Origin of the sequence: Bradyrhizobium sp. AZCC 1721 (assembly GCF_036924715.1) — a bacterium.
In the GTDB taxonomy this organism is placed as follows: Bacteria; Pseudomonadota; Alphaproteobacteria; order Rhizobiales; family Xanthobacteraceae; genus Bradyrhizobium.
On the sequence record NZ_JAZHSB010000001.1, the window covers coordinates 3,610,174 to 3,631,741 of the forward strand.

At 63.9% G+C, this 21,568-nt stretch carries 21 protein-coding genes and 1 tRNA gene; 13 read left to right on the forward strand and 9 right to left on the reverse strand.

Annotation, left to right across the window (positions count from 1 at the left end; genetic code table 11):
- Positions 1-78 precede the first annotated feature (78 nt).
- Entirely contained in the window at positions 79-759 is a 681-nt protein-coding gene (locus V1273_RS17200; RefSeq protein WP_334368887.1) for a GntR family transcriptional regulator, read from the forward strand.
- 19 nt (positions 760-778) lie between these two features.
- Here V1273_RS17200 and dctP read toward each other — a convergent pair whose 3' ends face one another.
- Entirely contained in the window at positions 779-1,801 is a 1,023-nt protein-coding gene (gene dctP, locus V1273_RS17205; protein ID WP_334410318.1) for a TRAP transporter substrate-binding protein DctP, read from the reverse strand.
- Between the two features lie 204 nt (positions 1,802-2,005).
- Between dctP and V1273_RS17210 the strand changes: the two genes are divergently transcribed.
- Complete coding sequence (locus V1273_RS17210; RefSeq protein WP_057844241.1) at positions 2,006-2,233, forward strand: pentapeptide MXKDX repeat protein; 228 nt, start codon at positions 2,006-2,008, stop codon at positions 2,231-2,233.
- 177 nt (positions 2,234-2,410) lie between these two features.
- Here the strand turns inward: V1273_RS17210 and V1273_RS17215 are convergent, their stop codons facing one another.
- Positions 2,411-2,764 carry a DUF6481 family protein gene (locus tag V1273_RS17215; RefSeq protein WP_334368889.1) on the reverse strand — a complete coding sequence of 118 codons (354 nt, stop codon included), beginning with the start codon at positions 2,762-2,764 and terminating at the stop codon, positions 2,411-2,413.
- A 138-nt stretch (positions 2,765-2,902) separates the two neighbouring features.
- Between V1273_RS17215 and V1273_RS17220 the strand changes: the two genes are divergently transcribed.
- Positions 2,903-3,073 (forward strand): hypothetical protein, encoded by a 171-nt coding sequence (locus tag V1273_RS17220; RefSeq protein ID WP_334410320.1) that lies wholly within the window; start codon positions 2,903-2,905, stop codon positions 3,071-3,073.
- 8 nt (positions 3,074-3,081) lie between these two features.
- On the opposite strand, the gene V1273_RS17225 is transcribed toward V1273_RS17220, so the two are convergent.
- Positions 3,082-3,297, reverse strand: a complete 216-nt coding sequence (locus V1273_RS17225) for a hypothetical protein (RefSeq protein WP_334368892.1) — start codon at positions 3,295-3,297, stop codon at positions 3,082-3,084.
- Between the two features lie 207 nt (positions 3,298-3,504).
- On the opposite strand from V1273_RS17225, the gene V1273_RS17230 reads away from it, so the two are divergent.
- The 3 genes from V1273_RS17230 (at position 3,505) to V1273_RS17240 (ending at position 5,448) form a co-directional block, all read left to right on the forward strand.
- A complete protein-coding gene (locus V1273_RS17230) occupies positions 3,505-3,753 on the forward strand; it encodes a hypothetical protein (protein ID WP_334410321.1) in 249 nt (82 codons plus the stop codon).
- A 44-nt stretch (positions 3,754-3,797) separates the two neighbouring features.
- Complete coding sequence (locus V1273_RS17235) at positions 3,798-4,100, forward strand: hypothetical protein (protein ID WP_334382276.1); 303 nt, start codon at positions 3,798-3,800, stop codon at positions 4,098-4,100.
- Between the two features lie 1,024 nt (positions 4,101-5,124).
- Positions 5,125-5,448, forward strand: a complete 324-nt coding sequence (locus V1273_RS17240) for an H-NS histone family protein (RefSeq protein WP_334362449.1) — start codon at positions 5,125-5,127, stop codon at positions 5,446-5,448.
- Positions 5,449-5,599: 151 nt separating this feature from the next.
- Here the strand turns inward: V1273_RS17240 and V1273_RS17245 are convergent, their stop codons facing one another.
- The 5 genes from V1273_RS17245 to V1273_RS17270 form a co-directional block, all read right to left on the reverse strand.
- On the reverse strand, positions 5,600-5,911 hold the full coding sequence (locus tag V1273_RS17245; RefSeq protein WP_334410323.1) for a hypothetical protein: 312 nt from the start codon (positions 5,909-5,911) through the stop codon (positions 5,600-5,602).
- 193 nt (positions 5,912-6,104) lie between these two features.
- The gene (locus V1273_RS17250) at positions 6,105-6,356 is read right to left on the reverse strand and encodes a PilZ domain-containing protein (protein ID WP_334362450.1); all 252 of its coding nucleotides are present in this window, start codon (positions 6,354-6,356) and stop codon (positions 6,105-6,107) included.
- 588 nt (positions 6,357-6,944) lie between these two features.
- Entirely contained in the window at positions 6,945-7,214 is a 270-nt protein-coding gene (locus tag V1273_RS17260; RefSeq protein ID WP_334410324.1) for a DUF3551 domain-containing protein, read from the reverse strand.
- A gap of 102 nt (positions 7,215-7,316) precedes the next feature.
- The gene (locus V1273_RS17265; protein ID WP_028346177.1) at positions 7,317-7,574 is read right to left on the reverse strand and encodes a hypothetical protein; all 258 of its coding nucleotides are present in this window, start codon (positions 7,572-7,574) and stop codon (positions 7,317-7,319) included.
- A 113-nt stretch (positions 7,575-7,687) separates the two neighbouring features.
- Positions 7,688-7,764 (reverse strand) — tRNA-Arg (locus tag V1273_RS17270).
- 308 nt (positions 7,765-8,072) lie between these two features.
- On the opposite strand from V1273_RS17270, the gene V1273_RS17275 reads away from it, so the two are divergent.
- The 6 genes from V1273_RS17275 (at position 8,073) to V1273_RS17300 (ending at position 19,266) form a co-directional block, all read left to right on the forward strand.
- Positions 8,073-13,289, forward strand: a complete 5,217-nt coding sequence (locus tag V1273_RS17275) for an alpha-2-macroglobulin family protein (protein WP_334410325.1) — start codon at positions 8,073-8,075, stop codon at positions 13,287-13,289.
- Between the two features lie 11 nt (positions 13,290-13,300).
- Positions 13,301-15,445: a penicillin-binding protein 1C gene (gene pbpC, locus V1273_RS17280; RefSeq protein WP_334410326.1), complete on the forward strand. Its 2,145-nt coding sequence runs from the start codon at positions 13,301-13,303 to the stop codon at positions 15,443-15,445.
- A 77-nt stretch (positions 15,446-15,522) separates the two neighbouring features.
- On the forward strand, positions 15,523-17,265 hold the full coding sequence (locus V1273_RS17285) for an ArnT family glycosyltransferase (RefSeq protein WP_334410327.1): 1,743 nt from the start codon (positions 15,523-15,525) through the stop codon (positions 17,263-17,265).
- 1 nt (position 17,266) lies between these two features.
- Positions 17,267-18,112 (forward strand): phosphatase PAP2 family protein, encoded by an 846-nt coding sequence (locus V1273_RS17290; protein WP_334410328.1) that lies wholly within the window; start codon positions 17,267-17,269, stop codon positions 18,110-18,112.
- A gap of 72 nt (positions 18,113-18,184) precedes the next feature.
- On the forward strand, positions 18,185-18,928 hold the full coding sequence (locus tag V1273_RS17295) for a glycosyltransferase family 2 protein (RefSeq protein ID WP_334410329.1): 744 nt from the start codon (positions 18,185-18,187) through the stop codon (positions 18,926-18,928).
- Positions 18,928-19,266, forward strand: a complete 339-nt coding sequence (locus V1273_RS17300) for a lipid-A-disaccharide synthase N-terminal domain-containing protein (protein WP_213247201.1) — start codon at positions 18,928-18,930, stop codon at positions 19,264-19,266. The genes V1273_RS17295 and V1273_RS17300 overlap by 1 nt, the downstream gene beginning before the upstream one ends.
- Before the next feature lie 3 nt (positions 19,267-19,269).
- On the opposite strand, the gene V1273_RS17305 is transcribed toward V1273_RS17300, so the two are convergent.
- Positions 19,270-20,955, reverse strand: a complete 1,686-nt coding sequence (locus tag V1273_RS17305) for a Na/Pi cotransporter family protein (protein WP_334410331.1) — start codon at positions 20,953-20,955, stop codon at positions 19,270-19,272.
- 269 nt (positions 20,956-21,224) lie between these two features.
- On the opposite strand from V1273_RS17305, the gene V1273_RS17310 reads away from it, so the two are divergent.
- Positions 21,225-21,470, forward strand: a complete 246-nt coding sequence (locus V1273_RS17310; protein ID WP_028346170.1) for a PilZ domain-containing protein — start codon at positions 21,225-21,227, stop codon at positions 21,468-21,470.
- Positions 21,471-21,568 lie beyond the last annotated feature (98 nt).

The window sequence follows — 21,568 nt, forward strand, 5'->3', positions numbered from 1 at the left end:
TTTCGCTGCGGCGGACCAATTCAATGCGAAATGGGGCCGCCTCGATCGGAAAGGCCGGCGATGACGACGGAAGATCAAATGAAAGTCCCTCTGAAGCACCGGACGCTGTCGGCTGCGATCGTCGATCAGCTCAGGCAGTCCATTCTCGACGGGACTTATCCAGCCGGCTCACAACTTCGGCAGGATGCGTTGGGCGAGGCATACGGCGTCAGCCGCATTCCAGTGCGCGAAGCGCTGTTTCAGCTCGAGGCGGAGGGGCTGGTGCGCATCGTCCCGCAAAAAGGCGCGATCGTATCGGAACTGTCGCTGGACGAAATCAACGACGTGTTCGATCTTCGCGGAATCATGGAGCCGCGGCTCTTGGCGCAGTCGGCGCCGCACTTTGCGGAACAAGACTTTGCCGCGCTGGACGACATCCAGAAGCGCTTCGAGAAAGCGATCAAGGCGCGCAACGTCAGCGAATGGGGGCAGCTCAACGCTGACTTCCACATGGCACTATATGTTCACGCCCGGCAGCCGCGTACCAAGGCGATCGTCGTGGCGCTCTTGCAGACCAGCGACCGCTACACGCGTCTGCAACTCTCCAATACCAAGGCGATGGGCACGGCCGAAAAGGAGCACGCTCACCTGATCGAGCTGTGCCGGGCGAAAGAGATCGACCAGGCCTGCCGGTTTCTGCAGCAGCATATCGAGGCTGTCAGAACCGACCTGTTGCAGGTGGTGGGCGGCGGCTCAATCGTGGCGCGCGCGGGGCGTTGATCCGGAAGCGGACCATGCATCATGCGGGGACGTCGCTGGCGAGCTTCAGCAGATTGGCCGACATCGCCGACTTGGCGCTGTAGTCCTTCCACGCGGTGTCGCGCGCGATGTCGCGCCACTTGCTGACGGTCGCGACATCGAGCGTGCTGACCTTGGCGCCGGACTTCTCATAAACCTTGGCGACCTCGATATCGTCGTCCTGCGCGCCCTTGCGGCCGAACGCTTCCAGTTCGCTGCCGACCGTCAGGATGATGTCCTGTTGCTTCTTGGGTAGCTTGTCGAAGATTGCCTTCGACATCATCAATGGCTCCAGCATGAACCAATAGGAGGCGCCGGCGCCCGAGGTCAGCGATTTGGCGACCTCCGCGAGGCGGAACGAGATCAGGCTGGTGGAGGAGGTGATTCCGGCATCGCAGGCGCCGCTCTGCATTGCGGCGTAGATTTCGTTCGATGGCATCGACAGGACCGAGGCACCCGCGGTCTTCAGCACCACATCCATTTCACGCGAGCCGCCGCGCACTTTCAGCCCCTTGGCGTCGTCAGGTGCGACGATCGGTCGAGAGCGGCTGGCGACGCCGCCGGCCTGCCAGACCCATGTGAGAAGGATAATGCCCTTGTCGGCGAGGAAGTCGGTCAGCGCCTTGCCGACCGGCGCGTTCTTCCAGCGCAGACCCTGGTCGTAGGTTGCGACCAGGCCCGGCATCAGGCCGATATTGGTTTCCGGCAGCTCGCCTCCGGCATACGGCATCGGGTAGAGGCTGATATCGAGAGCGCCCTTGCGCATTGCCGAGAACTGCGCGTTGGTCTTGACCAGCGAGGAGTTCGGATAGACATCGGCTGCGATCTCGCCGCCGCTGCGCTTGGCGACTTCGGCGGCGAAGGTGCGGCACAGCCGGTCGCGGAAGTCGCCCTTGTCGATGGTGCCGCCCGGAAACTGATGCGAGATCTTCAGCGTGGTGGCCGCACGGGCCGTGCCGGTGCCGAAACGAAGCACGGCGGGCGCGGCGAGTGCAGATGCCATGACATGGCGGCGCGTGAGCATGGTTTGTTTCCTGCAAACGGTTCTTGGATCGGCAATCCGGACCGGCTTCAGCCCCATATTAACTGAATGTGTTCGCTTCAACTAACCGTGAGAATTGCGGAACTTTGGGACGTGGCCGGTAACAAAACCGGTCGCGCCATCGTCGTTGGAGAAGCGGCAGACGTCGCTTTCGAGAAGCCAACCCAAACCAAGGACCACCATCCCATGACTACCACCACGACCCGTATCGGCCTCGGCCTTTCTGCCGCGCTTGTTTCGCTCGGCCTCGCGTTCGCGCCAGCCGCCTTCGCTCAGGACAAGATGGGCAAGGGCGACGGCATGAAGAAGGAGTCCATGTCCAAGGACGGCATGAAGAAAGAGGACGGTATGATGAAGAAGGAAGGCATGAAGCACGACGGCATGAAAAAAGAAGACGGCATGAAGAAGAACTGAGCCGCACTATCATTCCGGGGCGATGCGCGGCATCGAACTATGATGCGCGATTGCGCATCTGAGAATCTCGAGATGCCCAGGTGCGCAATTCCGCACCTGGGATCTGGTGCTTGCGCACGATCCCGGAATGACGGGGCTGCATCTGTCGCCGGCAAGAAACGGCGATCAGCATCGTGCCTATTTCTTCTTGCCCTTGGTCTTGCGCGCGGCGTAACGCGCGTCGCGCTTGGCCTTTTGCTCAGCCTCCAGCGCCGCCAGCCTGGCGGCCTCTTCTTCCTTCTCGCGGGCTAATCTGGCGGCCTCCGCCGCGGCGGCCTCGGCCTCGCGACGTTTCTGTTCGGCCTTTTCGGCTTCCTTGGCCTCTCTCGCCTTGGCGCGGGCGGCGGCGACGGCCTCGCGCTCGGCCTGGCGGCGCTTCACCTCGGGATCGTCGGGTCCCGGCTGGGTGCGAAACTTGTTCAGGATGTTCTGCCGCGCCTGCTGGGCGGCCTTCTGGCGGTCCGCGAAGCTCGGTTCCTTGAATCCACTCATAAAAGAGGCCTTGTCGCTTTCACTCTTGGGGTTGGACGCGCCACGCGCGCGGAATGGGGACTAGGTAAGTGAACCCGAGGCAAAATACCAGCGTCGAAAAGGGTCGGGTAAAGCAGGGGAGGCTTGCGTGAGCAGCAAATGGTCCAAACTGATCCTGATAAGCGGGATTACGTCAGCTTGGCTCTCTACGAGATGGCAACGGCGACCGAAGCCCCAAGGCAGGCGCTGGCGATCCTTCAATATGGCCTTCTCGCCTGTGCGCTGATCGGGGTGGTCGGCTCGCTGGTGATGCTCGCTTCGGAGAAGTGATCGCTCTTCTAGATATTATCGCGACGACCCCCAGGTCCAAGGACGCGCGCAACCGTCATAGCGGTCATCGCTACGCGGTCCGCGATCCGCTGCGCCTCGAGCCTGTCGCGGGCCTTTTCCCTGATCATGATTTCGATCAGCTCGAGCCGTTTGGTCTCGTCGACCGCTTCCGCCAGCAATTGCTTGTAGCGATGGTAGTCGTAGCTCGCTTCCTGCTCGTCCATCGCACGCCCCGCACACGCGCTCGCCCCGAGGGCAATGTCGATCAAGCGTTGTGCGCGCGCAACGGATTTGCGCCAGTTATACCCATTTCTATACCCGTTTCCGCGTCCATCGGGGCTCGCGCACAAATCCGTGTAGTGTGAAGCCGTTCACAGGCACCGCGGTGGAGCGATCTTATGCTCCGCGCTTTCGAAACAGGAGCGACCGCCATGCCGCACAATTGGTGGACCCGCAAGAACCTCGTTCTCGCCGCCGCCATCGTCTCACTGGCCTGCGCCATCGTTTTCTTTGCGCCCGGCCTGTCCAAACCGGAGCCGGTCTTGAGCGCAGCGCTTGGTCCGGACTGGCAGTGCAGCCGGCTCGCGTTCGTTTTTACGACCTGCAGCCGGGTCAAGCATAGCCGGTCCATGCCCGTCCGCCTCGCCAAAATCCCGGTGTGCGGACGTGTGCGGACGTAATAGGATCAGCCTGGAAACGGAGCGGGCCCGAACTGGAGCTTTCGATGCAAAAGCCATGTCGTCTTGTGCTGGCCGCGTCGGCGGCGGCACTCGTACTCCTGCCGGCCGTCGCGCTGGCGCAGGGCGCGCCGGATGGCGGCACTGCGGCAACGGCAACGCCGTCCCCCGCCGCGCCGGAAGCCGCCGCGGCCGAAAAGGAGAAGGCGGCGCCGAAGAAAAAGAAACCGGCCAAGATGACCCGGCAGCAGGAGATCGACCGTTCGATCGACCGCGGCACGGTGCCCGCTCGTTACCGGAGCTCGGTGCCGAAAGAGTATCATCAGTATATTCCGTTCGATAAGCGGTAGAGGCGGGCGAATGGCTGCGCCTGGCGTAGCTCGCTTAGAGCGGGACGGAATGCAGTGTCGGCAGCCCGGATATTGCATGCGATCCGCGCTACCGCGTTTTGCTGATCAATTTGTCACACAGAACCGTGCGGCGCCCGCTCACCGTACTCGTACGGATTGGCTGTGCACGTAACGCCGATCTATAACGCCCTCGCTTGCAGCGGGGGGCAGGGCGCTCGTTCATCACGACGCGCGCTACCACTGGAGGCCACGAGGCCCGGACTCCTAGGCACTCCGGGCCTCGTCTACTCCCGACCGCGAGCCGCCGCTTACCTCGCTTCATCGGCGCCATCACATCGCAAAACCAAAAGCGCGCCGCGCGCTCGTCGGCATGCGCACAGTGGCTCACTGATCCGTCCGGACCCCCTCAACCCAGCAGCCGGTAGATGATGCTGGTCGATGCACCGGCCAGGCAGAACGCCAGCGCCATACACACGAGCGCCTCGTCGCGATCGAATTCGGGTGGTGGCGGACTCAAGGGGGCCTCGCGCTCGGCCGTTCATTCATGAGACCGGGGAAACGTGTCGAGAGCGTTGCGTTTCCTCACGCCAGGCTATTTCGTGGTCGTTTGCGGCCGGTTCGGTTCCGCGGCAAAAGCTCAGTGCCTGATCGGCGATTTGCGTTCCGATAAAATCGTTATGATTCAATGGCTTTTTAAAGTTCCCTTAAATCATAAATGAGTTCCTGTTCAGGCCGCACCGCCGCGCGGCCCGAATAGCCGGGTGCCGCTCCTATCACCTACCCCAGGGAGACGCGCGCTCGGCTATTATGGGCGATGGTCGCCGCCGGCGCTTCCTTAATAATTGCGGGCGAAGAAAATTTGGCGCAGCTTCTTGGTGCATCTTCGAGCGGATTCCGTTATGGTTGTGTGTCACGATGCCAAGGGATGGAACTTTTCTGCCCGAAGGAGGTTCTAAATCAGCCCTATTCTACTCATGTTTTGCAACCAACGATGATAGTCATCGAATCATGATTGGGGACGGTCGTGAACCGGAAAGCCTTAAAATCAATGTCCACGGATGAGCTGTGGGCACTCCACGAAGAAGTAACCGCCAGGCTTGCAACGACTCTGCTTGCAGAGAAGCGCCTCCTTGAAGATCGCCTGAAGCAGCTCAAGGGCGTGGTCGAAGCTGAGCGCACGAAATCATCGACAGGGCGGCGTCCATATCCGACGGTCGTTCCGAAATTCCGGAATCCCGATCGGCCGTCCGAGACGTGGGCAGGCCGAGGGAAGACGCCTCGCTGGCTCGCTGCAAAACTGAAATCCGGCAAGCGGATCGATGATTTCCGAATTAGGAATGTAGCCTAGCTAGGCAGGTCTACGGTCGTTCGGCGGCGGCGTGGCTTGCACTTCGCCTGCGAGCGCGAGCTCTCGTTCGATTTGGAAATGCCGGGCTTGAAGCGTCTTCATGCTCTCCGGCACCATCTGCGTGACGTCGACCTGGGTTCAGATGCCGGCGTCACGGTCTCCCTTCAGCTTTGCTTTCTTTCAGCTTGCTTGGCGGGGATCTTGGCGGGGATCCTGGGGGCTCCGCATCGAGCGTCGTTTCAATACTCGTCTCGAAGGCTCTGACAATTCCCATGCGCGCGAACAGCATGGGTCCACGATCTTCGGCGGCATCAATAAGCATCTGGATGGCAAGCCGCCATTCCTGACGTTCGCGTTCGGGCTGAGGAAGGGTCCTGATGTAGTCGGCGGCGTCTCGCAGGGTTTGCGCTGGCGGCCCTTTCGGGAGCGGCACAGGCTGAGCGAACGGACGATCCCAGGACATGTTCGACCTCCCGTCACAAACTCGAAACGACCGACCGCAAACGATACGCGAAGGCGGCTCGCCCGTCATTAGCTTGCGTGCCGGTGGAACCGAAGCAGGGATTCGACGCGGAGCCCCGCTGTTAGTTCCATTCTCCAAGGCTGTTTTGTCTCCAAGCCTGCTGCGGTCCTGATGGCGCCTGGTCGCAGATCGATCAGTTTTGAAACGCAACACCGACGAAATCGCCTTGCCGCCAGATTACGCGGCATTCGCGAATGTTGTGAAAATTGTCGAAGGTCAATTCGAAATTTAGGGGCAGCAGGTTGAGGTCGTGGAGTTCAATTCCAGCCCCGGAATTCGTGACATCCTGAACGCGGCAGGTGAAGACACCGCGCCGAGCGTCGAAGAACAGCAACGCGCTTTTCGAAATCGTCGTCCTTGCGACAGATCGGCGGTCGAATTCCATCTCGGCTACCAACGGTTCACGCAGCCCTGGCAAGCAGGCTAACGGATTGTCCCAGGGCGGCAATCAGGTTCGGCCTTTTTCGTAAACAATCAATTTTAATGATTGTAGAAAGTCGCGTTTATCGGGCGGAGCGGCGCCGTCACGACGGTAATAGTTGCGGCTTAAGCACAGCTCCGACCGTTCCGTTGGCGGAACTCACAATCGGGCTTGATGCGTCGCTGAGAGCCATGGCCCTCTGACATAGAGAGGGGAATCACATGGCCTTACGTTGGATGTGTGTGCTGGCGCTGTGTCTGGGTACATCAAGCGCCGCATTTGCGAGTGACCAGTCCGGTGTCTTGCGTCGAATTTCGTGTCCGGTCGTGCGTTACTACGTGGCGAAATACAGCGCGCCCGCCGCAGAGCACTGGGCACGGAGCAAGGGCGCGAGCGACGCCGAGATCGAAGCGGCCCGGCGCTGCCTGCAGTCCGACACGACGCGAACGGCTAGGGCACCACGAAGGCCGCTGGCGCTAGGCAGCTACGGCTGGTGAACAGCGGGCGGGAACGGCGAGGTGCGAGCCACGCCCCATCGAAGCGAACCGATTCTCAATAGGACTGATACCGCTTCGGGCGCTTGCCGCGCCCGGCATAGTACGGGTTAACGACGCATTGCGCGGAGCGGCCCGATGCCGACGCCTGACACTGCGCCATCGTTCGATAGTGGCACTCGAAATAGTAGTCCACGAAGCCTTGGTAGACCTGCAGGCAAACGGGGTAGCTCGGATCGTAGGTCTGGGCTCGGGCGGGTGCGGGCAGGGCGATCGCCGCGGCCAAAATCGTCAGAGCCGCCGTGGCGGGTACGTGCGGTAGTTTCATCCTAATGCCCTCCCAGCCTTCCGCACAGAATTGTCGCCGTCTTCTCCCTACGACAGAACACCAGCGCTCCGAGCTTATTCCAGCAGCTAGCACACTCGCCATTCAGACTTCCCAGTCCTGAAATCCGTACTCGCGATAGATGACGGCGCGATCGGCATGGGGGTTCAGCCGGCACTTGGCCTGGGCGAGATGCAGGTTGATGGTCCCGGGCTGACAATTGGCCGCCAAGAGCTTCCGGATATCGTCCATCTGCTGGCGTGACTGCTGGGTCGGCTCGAGCTGCTCAAGTGCGACCAGCGCCGTCGCCAGCGCTTCCGTGACGACCCATTCGTCGTGGCCGGTGATTCCCTTTTTTGGCATGACGTCCGCATCCTTTGTCAGGGCAACGGAAGCAATCGCTGGCCGGCATCATAAGCCGAGAATCCAACCGAGACGAGAATGAAGTCGAAATTGCGGAAAAGCGCGAAATGGTATGGCGATCCCAGCAGGATTCGAACCTGCAACCCACGGAGTAGAAATCCGTTACTCTATCCAGTTGAGCTATGGGACCGTCGGGGCGGTCTCGCCGCCTTGAGCCTTTCTACCACTGCCAATATGAAAAATCCGCCTTCCCGCCAAGACGGTCGAACCGATTTCCTCAAGGGTGCGACAAAGCCAGACGGCGGGCCGTAGCCTCGGGCCTGCCCCAATATACATGCCTCCCCGCTGACCGTCTGCTACGGGACGGCCGCGACCGTTTGGACTGCCTAAGCCATGCATGCGACCCTTCCGCAAGCCTTCACCACCGCCATCAGTCCGTCACCTTTTCGCGCCTTTTTTGGTCGTTACGCGGCATCTGTCCGCGGCAAGGAGCCCATCATGATCGGTTTGGTTCGCGCCACAGTGATTTGCGCCACGCTGGCGCTTGGCCTGACGGCGGCGGGGGCCGCGGACAAGGCATTCAAGCGCGACGAGCTGGCCGATTCGGCCGTGAAGCTGGAGGCCCAGATCAAGAGCGAGGCGGGGCCGGTGGCGAAATCCTCCGCGACGCTGCGCAACGACGCCGACGCCGCCTTCAAGCGCGCCGACTTCCGGGTGGGCCTGCAGATCCTCGGCCAGATCGCGGCGACCACGCCAGAAGACAGCGCCAACTGGCTGCGGCTCGCCAAGACCATCTTCCAGATCCGCTCCGTCAGTTCCAGCGAACAGACCTTCCTCTATGAGCGCGCCTCGACCGCGGCCTACATCGCCTATCAGCGCGCCGGCAACCAGGCCGAGGAGGCTGATGCGCTGGCCGTGCTGGGCCGGGCGATGTCCGAGCGCAAGCTGTGGCGCCCGGCACTGGATGCGTTGCGGCTATCGCTCGACATGCGCGAGGTCGCCGAGGTCCGCGGCCAGTACGAGAAGATGCGCGACCAGCACGGCTTCCGGCTGCTCGACTATACCGTCGATTCCGACGGCGCCTCGCCGCGCGCCTGTTTCCAGTTCTCCGAAGACCTCGCCAAGCGGGTCGATTTTGCGCCGTTCGTGGCGCTTGCCGGCACCGACAAGCCGGCGCTGACGAGCGAAGGCAAGCAGCTCTGCATCGACGGGCTGAAGCATGGCGAGCGCTACAACATCAACCTGCGCGCCGGCCTGCCGTCCACGGTGAAGGAGAGTCTGCCGAAATCGGCCGAGTTCAACGTCTATGTCCGCGACCGCAAGCCGTTCGTGCGCTTCACCGGCCGCGCCTATGTGCTGCCGCGCACCGGCCAGCGCGGCATTCCGCTGGTCAGCGTCAATACGCCCTCGGTGAACGTCAACGTGTTCCGGATCGGCGACCGGAACCTGATCAACACGGTGGTCGACAGCGATTTTCAGAAGACGCTCTCCAGCTATCAGCTCTCCGATCTCGGCAACGAGCGCGGCGCCAAGGTCTGGTCCGGCGAGCTCGCCACCGCCTCGACGCTGAACCAGGACGTTGTGACGGCTTTCCCGGTCGACCAGGTGCTCGGAGATCTGCAGCCGGGCGTCTACGTGATGACGGCCGCCGCCAAGGGCCCGGGCAGCAGCAGCGACGATGACGGCACACTGGCGACGCAATGGTTCATCGTCTCCGACATGGGGCTAACGGCGTTTTCCGGCAATGACGGCATCCAGGTTGTTTTTGTCAATTCGCTGGCTTCGACCGACCCGGTCGCCAAGGCCGAAGTGCGGCTGGTCGCGCGCAACAACGAGATCCTGGCCACGCGCAAGACCGACGATGCCGGTCACGTGCTGTTCGAGGCGGGGCTTGCGCGCGGCGAGGGCGGGCTCTCGCCGGCGTTGCTGACGGTGATGAGCGAGAAGGCGGACTACGCCTTCCTCAGCCTGAAGACCAATGCCTTCGACCTCACCGACCGCGGCGTGTCAGGACGGATCGTGCCGCCTGGTGCCGACGCCTTCGTCTATGCCGAGCGCGGGGTCTACCGGTCGAACGAGACCGTCTACCTGACCGCGCTGCTGCGCGACGGGCAGGGCAACGCCTTGGCCGGCGGGCCGCTGACGCTGGTGATCGAGCGGCCGGACGGCGTCGAATTCCGCCGCGCCCAGCTCCCCGACCAGGGCGCGGGTGGCCGCTCCATGGCCGTGCCGCTCAATTCGGCGGTCCCGACCGGGACCTGGCGGGTGCGCGCCTTTACCGACCCCAAGGGCTCGTCCGTCGGCGAGACCACCTTCATGGTCGAGGACTACATCCCCGAACGGATCGAATTCGACGTCTCGGCCAAGGAAAAGGTGATCAAGGCTGAGACCCCGGTTGAACTGAAGGTCGCTGGCAAGTTCCTTTATGGTGCGCCGGCGTCGGGCCTGCAGCTCGAAGGCGACATGCTGGTCGCCCCCGCAGCCTCCGGGCGGCCCGGCTATCCCGGCTATCAGTTCGGTGTGGAGGACGAGGAAACCGCTTCCAACGAGCGCACCCCGATCGAGAACCTGCCGGAGGCCGACGCCAATGGTGTTGCGACCTTCCCGGTGTCGCTGGCGAAGGCGCCGACCTCGACCCAGCCGCAGGAGGCGCAGATCTTCATCCGGATGGTGGAGACCGGCGGCCGCGCGGTCGAGCGCAAGCTGGTGCTCCCCGTGGCGCCGACCGCGGCCCTGATCGGCATCAAGCCGCTGTTCGGCGACAAGAGCGTCGCTGAAGGCGACAAGGCCGAGTTCGACGTGGTCTTCGTCAGCCCTGACGGCAAGCAACTGTCGCGCGACGGCCTGCGCTACGAACTCTTGAAGATGGAGTCGCGCTATCAGTGGTATCGTCAGAATTCGTCCTGGGAATATGAGCCGGTCAAATCCACCAAACGCGTTGCCGATGGCGACCTGACGCTGACATCAGACAAGGCGGCGCGGGTGTCGGTCGCGCCGGAGCCCGGCCGCTATCGCCTGGACGTCAAATCGATTGAGGCGGATGGCCCGATCACCTCGGTGCAGTTCGACGTCGGCTGGTATTCCGACGGCAGCGCCGATACGCCGGACCTGTTGGAGACCTCGATCGACAAGCCGGAATACGCCTCCGGCGACACCATGGTGGTGTCGGTCAATGCCCGCACCGCCGGGAAGCTCACCATCAACGTGCTCGGCGACCGCCTGCTGACGACCCAGACCGTCGACGTCAAGGAAGGCACCCAGCAGGTCAAACTGACCGTCGGCAAGGATTGGGGCACAGGCGCCTATGTGCTGGCGACGCTGCGGCGACCGCTGGACGCGGCGGCGTTGCGGATGCCCGGACGGGCGATCGGGCTAAAATGGTTCGGGATCGACAAGAAGGCGCGCACGCTCCAAGTCGCGCTGTCGCCGCCACCGCTGGTTCGGCCCGGCACCAGCTTAAAGATCCCGGTCAAGCTGGGTGGGCTCAATCCCGGCGAGGACGCCAAGGTCGTGGTCGCCGCGGTCGATGTCGGCATTCTCAACCTGACCAACTACAAGCCGCCGGCACCCGATGACTATTATCTCGGCCAGCGCCGCCTGACGGCCGAAATCCGCGACCTCTACGGCCAGTTGATCGACGGTATGCAGGGTACCCGCGGCCAGATCAGGACCGGCGGCGATTCCGCCGGCGCCGAGCTGCAGGGCTCACCGCCCACGCAGAAGCCGCTCGCGCTCTATTCCGGCATCGTCACGGTTGGCGCCGACGGCACCGCCGAGATCAGTTTCGACATTCCGGAGTTCGCCGGTACTGCACGCGTGATGGCGGTGGCGTGGAACGCGACCAAGCTTGGCCGCGCCACCATCGATGTCACGGTGCGTGACCCCGTCGTGCTGACGGCGACGCTGCCGCGCTTCCTGCTCAATGGCGATAAGGGCACCATGAGTTTCGACCTCGACAATGTCGAGGGCGCCCCTGGCGACTACAGCATCAGCGTGAAGACCTCGGGACCCGTGAAGGTGACGGGCAATCCGACCACGACGGTCAAACTCGCGGCCAAGCAGCGGACCTCGATGTCGCTGGCGCTCGATGCCGGCGGCGCCGGCACCGCCAATCTCGACGTCGACATCAAGGGCCCGAACGGGCTGACGCTGGCGCGGCATTATGCGCTCGACGTCAAGGCGGCGACGCAGGTGCTGGCGCGGCGCTCGATCCGGACATTGGCGAAAGGCGAGAGCCTGACGCTGACTCCTGACATGTTCTCCGACCTCGTGTCGGGCACCGGCAGCGTCTCGCTGTCGGTCAGCCTATCCACCGCACTCGATGCGGCGACCATTTTGAAGGCGCTGGATCGCTATCCGCACGGATGCTCCGAGCAGATCACGAGCCGCGCAATGCCGTTGCTCTATGTCAATGATCTGGCGGCCGGCGCGCACCTGGCGATGGATACCGCCGTCGACCAGCGCATCAAGGACGCGATCGAACGGCTGCTGGCGCGGCAGGGCTCGAACGGCTCGTTCGGGCTGTGGTCGGCGGGCGGCGAAGACGCCTGGCTCGACGCCTATGTGACGGACTTCCTGACGCGGGCCCGCGAAAAGGGCTTTGCGGTGCCGGACGTGCTGTTCAAGAACGCGCTGGATCGTATCCGCAACTCCGTGGTCAATGCCAACGAGCCGGAAAAGGACGGCGGCCGTGATCTGGCCTACGGCCTCTATGTGCTTGCCCGCAATGGTGCAGCGCCGATCGGCGATCTCCGCTATCTCGCCGACACCAAGCTGAGCAATCTCGCAACGCCGATTGCGAAATCGCAGCTCGCCGCGGCGCTGGCGTTGGTCGGCGACAAGACGCGGGCGGAACGGGTCTATGCGGCGGCACTCGATGCGCTGGCGCCAAAACCGGTAATCGAGTTCGGCCGCGTCGATTACGGCTCGGCGCTGCGCGACGCGGCGGCGCTGGTCTCGCTCGCCAGCGAAGGCAACGCGCCGCGGGCGACACTGACACAGGCCGTTCAGCGGGTCGAAGCGGCGCGGGGGCTTACGCCCTACACCTCCACGCAGGAGAATGCTTGGATGGTGCTGGCCGCGCGAGCGCTGTCAAAGGAAACGCTGGCGCTCGATATCGATGGATCGCCGGTCAAGGCCGCCGTCTATCGCAGCTACAAGGCCGAGGCGGTGGCCGGCAAGCCGGTCAAGATCACCAATACCGGCGATGCGCCGGTGCAGGCGGTGGTCTCGGTCTCGGGCTCGCCGGTTACGCCGGAGCCCGCGGCTTCCAACGGCTTCAAGATCGAGCGCAGCTATTTCTCGCTCGACGGCAAGCCCGCCGACGTCACCAAGGCCAAGCAGAACGATCGCTTCGCGGTGGTGCTGAAGATCACCGAGGCCAAGCCGGAACGCGGGCACATCATGGTGGCCGACTATCTGCCGGCCGGTCTCGAGATCGACAACCCGCGCCTGGTGTCGTCCGGTGACTCCGGCACGCTGGACTGGATCGAGGACGGCGAGGAGCCGGAGCATACCGAGTTCCGCGACGACCGCTTCACCGCGGCGATCGAGCGCGCCAGCGACGACCAGTCGGTGTTCACGGTGGCTTACATCGTGCGCGCGGTCTCGCCCGGCAAATACGTGCTGCCGCAGGCCTATGTCGAGGACATGTACAACCCCTCGCGCTACGGCCGTACCGGCACCGGCTCGGTCGAGGTGCGTCCGGCGAAATGAGCGATGGTGGGATGAGCGACGCGGTGTCACCACAATCTCAATCGTCATGCCCGGGCAAGCCCGGCCATGGCGGTGGTATTGAGCCTCGCCGCTTTTTCCGGATCGCCGTAACGCTGGCCTTTGTCCTCGTCGTCATCACGACCGCCTTCGCGGGTTGGGTCTACGCGCTGGGCCCATTGCCGCTGGAAGAGGCGCGCAAAGTCTCCACCACCATCGTCGATCGCAACGGCAAGCTGCTGCGCGCCTATGCGATGGCCGACGGACGGTGGCGATTGCCGGTGGAGGCAAAGACCGCGGTCGATCCCGGGTATCTCAAGGTGCTACTTGCTTACGAGGACCGCCGGTTCTGGTCGCATGGCGGCGTCGATCCGCTGGCGCTGGGACGGGCGGCGCTGCAACTGGCGAGCCGCGGCCACATCGTCTCCGGCGGCTCGACGATTACGATGCAACTGGCGCGGCTGATGGAGCCGCGGCGCGAGCGCTCGGTCTACGCAAAGCTGCGCCAGATGGTGCGCGCGGTCCAGCTCGAGCGGCAACTGAGCAAGGACGAAATCCTCGATCTCTATCTGGCGCTGGCGCCGTTCGGCGGCAATCTCGAAGGCATCCGCGTCGCATCCATTGCCTATTTCGGCAAGGAGCCGAAGCGGCTTTCGCTCGCTGAAGCCGCATTGCTGGTCGCGCTGCCGCAATCGCCGGAACGCCGCCGGCTCGACCGTCATCCGGAAGCCGCCCACGCCGCACGGGACCGCGTGCTGGCACGGATGGTCGAGGATGGCGTGGTGTCGCAAGAGGACGCGGCGCAGGCCAAGGCGGTGGCGGTGCCGCGGCTGCGCAAGCCGATGCCGATCCTGGCGCCGCATTCCTCCGATTCCGCGATGGCGACGGTGAAAGGTACGCCGCTGATCAAGCTCACGCTGGATTCCGGCTTGCAGAAGACGCTGGAAGCCTTGGCGCGCGACCGTGCCGTGGCGCAGGGACCGAATATTTCAGTCGCCATCATCGCGGTCGACAACGAAACGGGCGACGTGCTGGCGCGCGTGGGCTCGGCGGATTATTTCGACGAGCGCCGCGCCGGGCAGGTCGACATGACCCGCGCCGTGCGCTCGCCTGGATCGACGCTAAAACCGTTCATCTACGGGCTCGCGTTCGAGGATGGCTTTGTGCACCCCGAAAGCCTGATCGATGACCGCCCGATCCGCTTCGGCTCCTATGCGCCGGAAAATTTCGACATGACGTTCCAGGGCACCGTGCCGGTGCGTAAGGCGTTGCAACTCTCGCTGAACGTGCCGGCGATCGCGCTGCTCGACCGTGTCGGCTCCAGCCGGCTGTCGTCGCGGCTGAAGCAGGCCGGCGGCAATCTCGTGCTGCCGAAGGACGAAGCGCCGGGTCTGGCGATGGGCCTTGGCGGCGTCGGCGTTACTTTGCAGGACCTGGCGCAGCTCTATGCCGGGCTGGCGCGGCTGGGTGCGGCGCGGCCGTTGCGCGAGATCGTGCTCACCAAGGACGAGCGTGAGCCGCTCCGGCTAATGGACCACGCCGCCGCCTGGCAGGTCGGTAACGTATTGCTTGGCACGCCGCCGCCGGAAAACGGCGTGCACAACAAAATTGCGTTCAAGACCGGCACCAGCTACGGCTATCGCGACGCGTGGTCGGTCGGTTTCGATGGCCGCATCACGATCGGCGTGTGGGTCGGGCGTCCCGACGGCGCGCCGGTGCCGGGCCTGGTCGGCCGCACCGCCGCCGCGCCGATCCTGTTCGACGCCTTTGCGCGCACCGGGAAAATCCCTGCGGCGCTGCCGAAGCCGCCGAAAGGTGCGCTGATCGCCAGCAACGCCAAACTGCCATTGCCGCTGCGGCGGTTCCGTCCGGTCGGCGAACTGATCCGGACCGGCAGCGATTCTGCGCCGCGCATCCAGTTTCCCCTGAACGGGTCGCGCATCGACGTCGACCGTTCAAGCGACGGGCAGGCCGCCGCGATGCCGGTCAAGGTTGCCGGCGGCGTGCTGCCGCTGACCATCATGATGAACGGCACTTCAGTCGGCGAGATCGACAGCCGTCGCCAGCGCCTGGTCGATCCGCCCGGACCGGGCTTTGCCCGGCTGACCGTGATCGATGCGACCGGCGCGGCCGATACCGTGGTCATCCGGGTACAGTAAGGAAAAACGCTCTGTTGACCACGACTTAGGGGTTTTGCGGTGTTGTTTGCACTGCGGTTTCATCGTATGCGAACAGCATGGTGGAAACCTTGCACCCCCCACGCTTTGGAGCGGGCCAACAGCCTGTAAAACCTGCGCATTCCGGCCGCAGGTTGGCCGTTGTGTTCGACTATGCCACCGCGAACCATTTTCGCGCGATCGTGTTTCTGGTGCTCTGCGGTATCGTGCTTTTCCTGCCCGGATTCTTCAACATTCCGGCAATCGACCGCGACGAGGCGCGCTTTGCGCAGGCGACCAAGCAGATGGTCGAAAGCGGCGATTTCGTCGACATCCGCTTCCAGGACGACGTCCGCTACAAGAAGCCGGTCGGAATCTACTGGCTGCAGGCCGCCGTGGTCGAAACCGCCTCGTCGCTCGGTCTGCCGCGCGCGCAGTTGCGCATCTGGCTTTACCGGATTCCCTCCCTGATCGGGGCCATCGGCGCGGTTCTCCTGACCTACTGGGCGGCGCTCGCCTTTGTCACGCGGCGCGGGGCCGCGCTGGCAGCACTGATGATGTGCAGTTCCGTCCTGCTCGGCGCCGAAGCGAGGCTAGCCAAAACCGATGCGATGCTGCTCTTGACCGTTGTCGCCGCAATGGGGGCAATGGCGCGGGTGTATCTGTCCTGGCAGCGTGGCGAGGATCCGGCGCGTCCGCCCTGGGCCCCGCCGGCGATCTTCTGGACGGCGCTGGCCGGCGGCATCCTGCTCAAGGGACCGCTGATCCTGATGTTCGTCGGGCTGACCATCCTGGCGCTCGCGATCCTCGACCGCTCGGCGGCATGGCTTTGGCGGCTGCGCCCGGTCTGGGGCCTGATGTGGACGCTGGTGCTGGTGCTGCCCTGGTTCGTTGCGATCTTCTGGCGCGCGGGCGAGGCATTCTTCTCCAATTCGCTCGGCGGCGACATGCTGAGCAAGCTCGGCGCGCAGGAATCCCACGGCGCGCCGCCCGGCCTCTATCTGCTGCTGTTCTGGGTCACGTTCTGGCCGGGTGCGGCGCTGGCGGGAATGGCGGCGCCGGCGGTGTGGCGCGCGCGGCGCGAGCCCGGCGCGCAATATCTTCTGGCGTGGCTGGTTCCGTCATGGATCGTGTTCGAACTGGTGCTGACCAAGCTGCCGCATTACGTGCTGCCGCTCTACCCGGCGATTGCGATCCTCACCGCCGGCGCGCTGGAGCGCCGCGTGCTGTCGCGCTCCTGGCTGATGCGCGGTGCAGCCTGGTGGTTTGTCATTCCGGCCGGGGCATCCGTGATCGCCGTCATCGGCGCCATCAAGCTGACGCATTACCCGGCATTTCCGGCCTGGCCCTTCCTGGCGGCGGCGATGATTTTCGGCCTGATCGCGTGGTGGATGTTCGAGGACAGCCGCGCCGAGCGCTCGCTGCTGAATGCCGTGGTCGCGGCGATGTTTCTGGCGGTCGGAATCTACGGCATTGTCATGCCGTCGCTGACTGCCATGTTTCCAAGCGCCGAGATCGCGCGTGCGCTTCGCAACGTGGTCTGCGTCGGGCCAAAGGCGGCCGCCGCGGGCTTCCACGAGCCGAGCCTTGTCTTCATGACCGGTACCGGCACGCTGCTCACCGACGGATCCGGCGCGGCCGATTTCCTCGGGCAGGGCAGTTGCCGGTTCGCGCTGGTTGAATCGCGCACGGAGCGGGCCTTCGTTCAGCGCGCCGAAGCGATCGGGCTGCGCTACAATGTAGCGAAGCGGATCGAGGGCTATAACATTTCGCAGGGCAAGGCGATCTCGATCGCCATCTTCCGCTCGGAAGGCACGGAGTAAGATGGCTGCGAGCCCTGCTGTCGACGATTCCAAAAACTATCTTGCGCGTTTCTCCACGCTGACGTGGCTGTCATTGGCGCAGCTCGTGCGGTCGCCGTCGCATTCGCGGCGGGCCGAAGCCGCTCGCCGCGCGGCGCGTCACGCCTTGTGGATTTCGGCCGGTCTCGGCGCAGCGATCGTGGTGCTGATGTATGCGATCGACGCGTGGGAAATCGCCCAGATGCCAAAGCGTGGCACGCCCTCACTGTGGTGGGTCCGCATTCTCACCGATTTCGGCAAGGACGAATATGTGTTGGCGGGGCTGGGAGGATTGCTGATCGCGGTCGCGATCGCCGCACCGGCCTTGCATGGCATCAGGCGCTCATTGCTGCTCGGTCTCGGAACACGGCTGCAGTTCATCTTCTGCGCCGTCGCTGTATCCAGTCTGGTCACCGAGGTGCTGAAATACAGCATCGGCCGCGGCCGGCCATTTGTCGGTGGCGAGGCCAACGCTTTCCACTTCTCGCACTTCGCGGGCAACCCCGCTTATTTCAGCTTTCCTTCCGGCCACGCCACGACCGCCTTTGCGCTCGCGTTCGCCGTGTCGGTCATCTGGCCGAAGGCTCGCTTTGCGATGGCCGTCTATGCCCTGATCATTGCGGCGACCCGTCTGGTGCTGGTCGCCCATCATCCCAGTGACGTGGTTGCCGGGGCCCTGATCGGCATCGTCGGTGCGATGTTCGTACGATACTGGTTTGCGGCCCGCCGGCTCGGATTTGCGATCCAGCGCGACGGCAGCATCGTGTCCCTTGCCGGGCCCTCGTCCGGGCGCCTCAAAAGGGTTGCCCGGGGCTCTTTCGCCCCATAAAAGCGGACGCCGCCAGACGGCCCGATACGCCGCGGTTCCGGGTCCTTCCAAACCAACCAGACGAGTACCGATTTGACACCTGCCGACAGAGATGCGGTCGCCGTTTCAATCGTTGTGCCGGTCCGCAACGAGGCGGACAACGTCGCGCCGCTGATTGCGGAAATCGTCAGCGCGCTCGGCAGCCGCTGGGCCTACGAGATCATCTATGTCAACGACGGTTCGACGGATGCGACCGCCGAGCGGCTGGCGGCGATGATGAAGCAGTATCCGCAACTTCGGCAACTGAAGCACGCCGCCTCGACCGGGCAATCGGCAGCGGTGCGCAGCGGCGTACGGGCCGCGCGCGGCGCCATCGTGGCGACGCTCGACGGCGACGGGCAAAACAATCCGGCGTTCCTGCCGGACCTGATCGCGGCAGTTGAAAAAGGCGACGGCCGCGTCGGTCTTGTGGCAGGCCAACGCGTCGGGCGCAAGGATACCGGCTTCAAGAAACTGCAGTCGCGGATCGCCAACGGCGTGCGCAATGCCATCCTGCGCGACGGTACCCGCGACACCGGTTGCGGGCTGAAGGCGTTCCCGCGCGAGGTGTTCCTCTCGATGCCCTATTTCGACGGCCTGCATCGGTTCCTGCCGGCGCTGGTACGCCGCGAAGGCTTCGACATCGCTTACGTCGACGTGATCGACCGCCCGCGCCATTCCGGCGTGTCCAATTACGGCTTCTTTGACCGGTTATGGATCGGGATCATGGATCTCGCCGGCGTGTGGTGGCTGATCCGGCGCAAGAAGTCGACTCCCGTTGCGATCGAGGTTCGCTGATGCTGATTCAATACGGCCAGGCGCTCGGCGACTATCTCTACGACGTGTTCGTCGCCAAGTTCGATTTCTGGCTGGCGTTCGGGCTGATCGCGCAATTGCTGTTCACCGCGCGGTTCCTGGTGCAGTGGATATCGAGCGAGCGGGCCGGACAGAGCGTGGTGCCGATGGCGTTCTGGTTCTTCTCGATGGGAGGCGGCATGATGACGCTGATCTACGGCATCGCCAAGCGCGAGCCCGTGATCATCATCGGCCAGTCGCTGGCCACGATCATCTATATCAGAAACATCATGCTGATCGTGAAGAACCGTGCCACCGCCTCGAAGACGCTCGATCGCTGACCGTCAGCGGCTCGGTGCCGCCGTGGGCAGCGCGAGCAATTCGCTTTCGGCACTGCGATGGGCGGCGAGTTCGCCGGCGGCATCGAGCACGGGGTAGGCGACCGAGCAGATGTGCGAGTGGATGCGCCGGAGGTCGCGCAACACGTCGAGATGAAGCGACGTGGTCTCGATGGTTTCGGGCCGGCCTTCACGCAAGCGGTCGAGGTGCCGCTCGGTGGCGGCGAGCTCGGCATTGCGCAGCGCGGCCTTTTCGGCCAGCAGTTTTCGCGCTTCGTTGAGGTCACCCGACATGAAGACCCCGAACGCGATCCGCAGAGAATCCATCGTGCGCTTGTGGAAGGCGGAAAGCTCCTCGGCGCCCTCGGCCGAGAACTGGAAGCGGCGCTTGATCTTCTTGGTGGCCAGTTCGCTCAAATTCTTGTCGATGATGTCGCCGATATGTTCGAGGTTGATGGCGAAGGAGACGATCTCCATCGCCCGGTGTCCCTCGCGCTCGTCGAGACTGCCGCGGGTGAGCTTCGTGACATAGAGCTTGATCGCCTCGTCGAGGCTGTCGACGATGTTGTCCATCCGCGAGACCTCGTCGACCAGCGCGCGGTCGTTGGTCATCATCGCCGCCATCACCTTGCGCAGCATGATCTCGACGTGATCGCCCATATGCAGGGTTTCGCGGGCGGCATCCGCCAGCGCGAGGGAGGGGGTCTCGAGTGCGCTCTCGTCGAGATAGCGCGGACCTGTCGGGTCGGCTTCCTTGACGCGCTCGGGCAGCAACCTCTTCAACAGCCGCGCCATGCCGTCGAGCAGGCCAATGAAGAGAGCTGCGGTCGCAACGTTGAAGGCGATGTGGAACAGGGCGGTTGCCTTGGCTACATCCGGTTGCCACGCGATCAGAAGCTCCGCGATCGGCTGCAGGAACGGCGCCACCAGCAGGACGCCGACAAGCCGGTTGACGAGATTGCCGAGCGGAAGCCGATAGCTGGCGGGATTGTCGCGGCGCGCGCCCTCGACGATCGGATTGATGGCGCTGCCGAGATTGGCGCCGAGTACGAGCGCCAGCGCCGCAAAGGGGGTGATGAAATGCGCATAGGCCAGCGACATCACCAGCAGCACGCTGGCAACAGAGGAATGCACGAGCCAGGTCACGATCGCAGCGAACAGGATGCAGAGCACGGGATCGCCGGTGATGGCGTTCATGAATACGCGTACACCCGGCGCGTTCTCCGCCGGCGCCAGCGTGTTGAGCAGGATGTGCAGCGCCAGCAGCATCAGGCCGAGCCCGATAAAGACGCGGCCGATGTCCTTGATGCGCGAGCGCGGCCCGGTGCGGAAGGCGACCAGACCAATGATGAACAGCACCGGCGCGACGGCGGCGATGTTGAACGACAGGATCTGCACGATCAGCGTGGTGCCGACATTGGCACCGAGCATGATGGCGAGCGCAGGCACCAGGCTGACGAGCCCGTCCGACGTAAACGAACTCGTGATCAGCGCCGTCGCGGTGCTGCTCTGGAGCAGCGCGGTCAAGCCGAGGCCGGCGGCGAGGGCGGAGAAGCGGTTGCTCAGGGCCTTTGCCAATAACAGACGCAAGTTCGGCCCGAACGCGCGCAGGATCCCGCTGTGGACCATGTGCAAGCCCCACAGCAGCAATGCTACGCCGCCCATCAGGTCGAGAAGGACGAGGCTTCCCATGCGCGTCAGTTTCCGCCAAATCGAGTCGAGGGGTCAGGCTATCGCCTGACGAGGGGCGATCAACCCTTTAATTTGCCGAAAATTGCCGTGCACGGGCGCTGCTCGATCGTGGCTTGCCGGTGTTCGAAGGTCTTCGGCTCCTGATTCGGTAAACGGAATTCAAACGTATCAGTTACATTGCGAGCCGTCGCGCTAGGTCAATTCCAACAATTCTTCGGTAAAGCTGAGGGCACCTCCGGGTGAATCACTCCAGCAAGGCCAGGGTAGACATGTTAGCGAATCGCCGCAGAAGCGAACGACGTGCGTGCAGAAACTTTGCGAAAATACAGTTTGCGACCGGCGGATTGCCGCGCGACTGCATGATTACAGACATGTCGGATGGCGGCGTGAAGATCATCGCCGAATATCCCGAAATTCCTCCCGAATTCACGGTGATCTTTTCGGAGGGAAGGCCGCGTCAGTGCAAGCTGGCTTGGCGGATCGGTTGCGAACTCGGCGCGCAATTCCTCGACTAGGCCGCTCGGTCGCCCCGCTGGTGCGGTCGGCCCGGAACGGGCCAGCAAGCGCATGCCCGGCGCGAGGCGCCCGCAAAGGTCGCCAATTACCGCAAAAG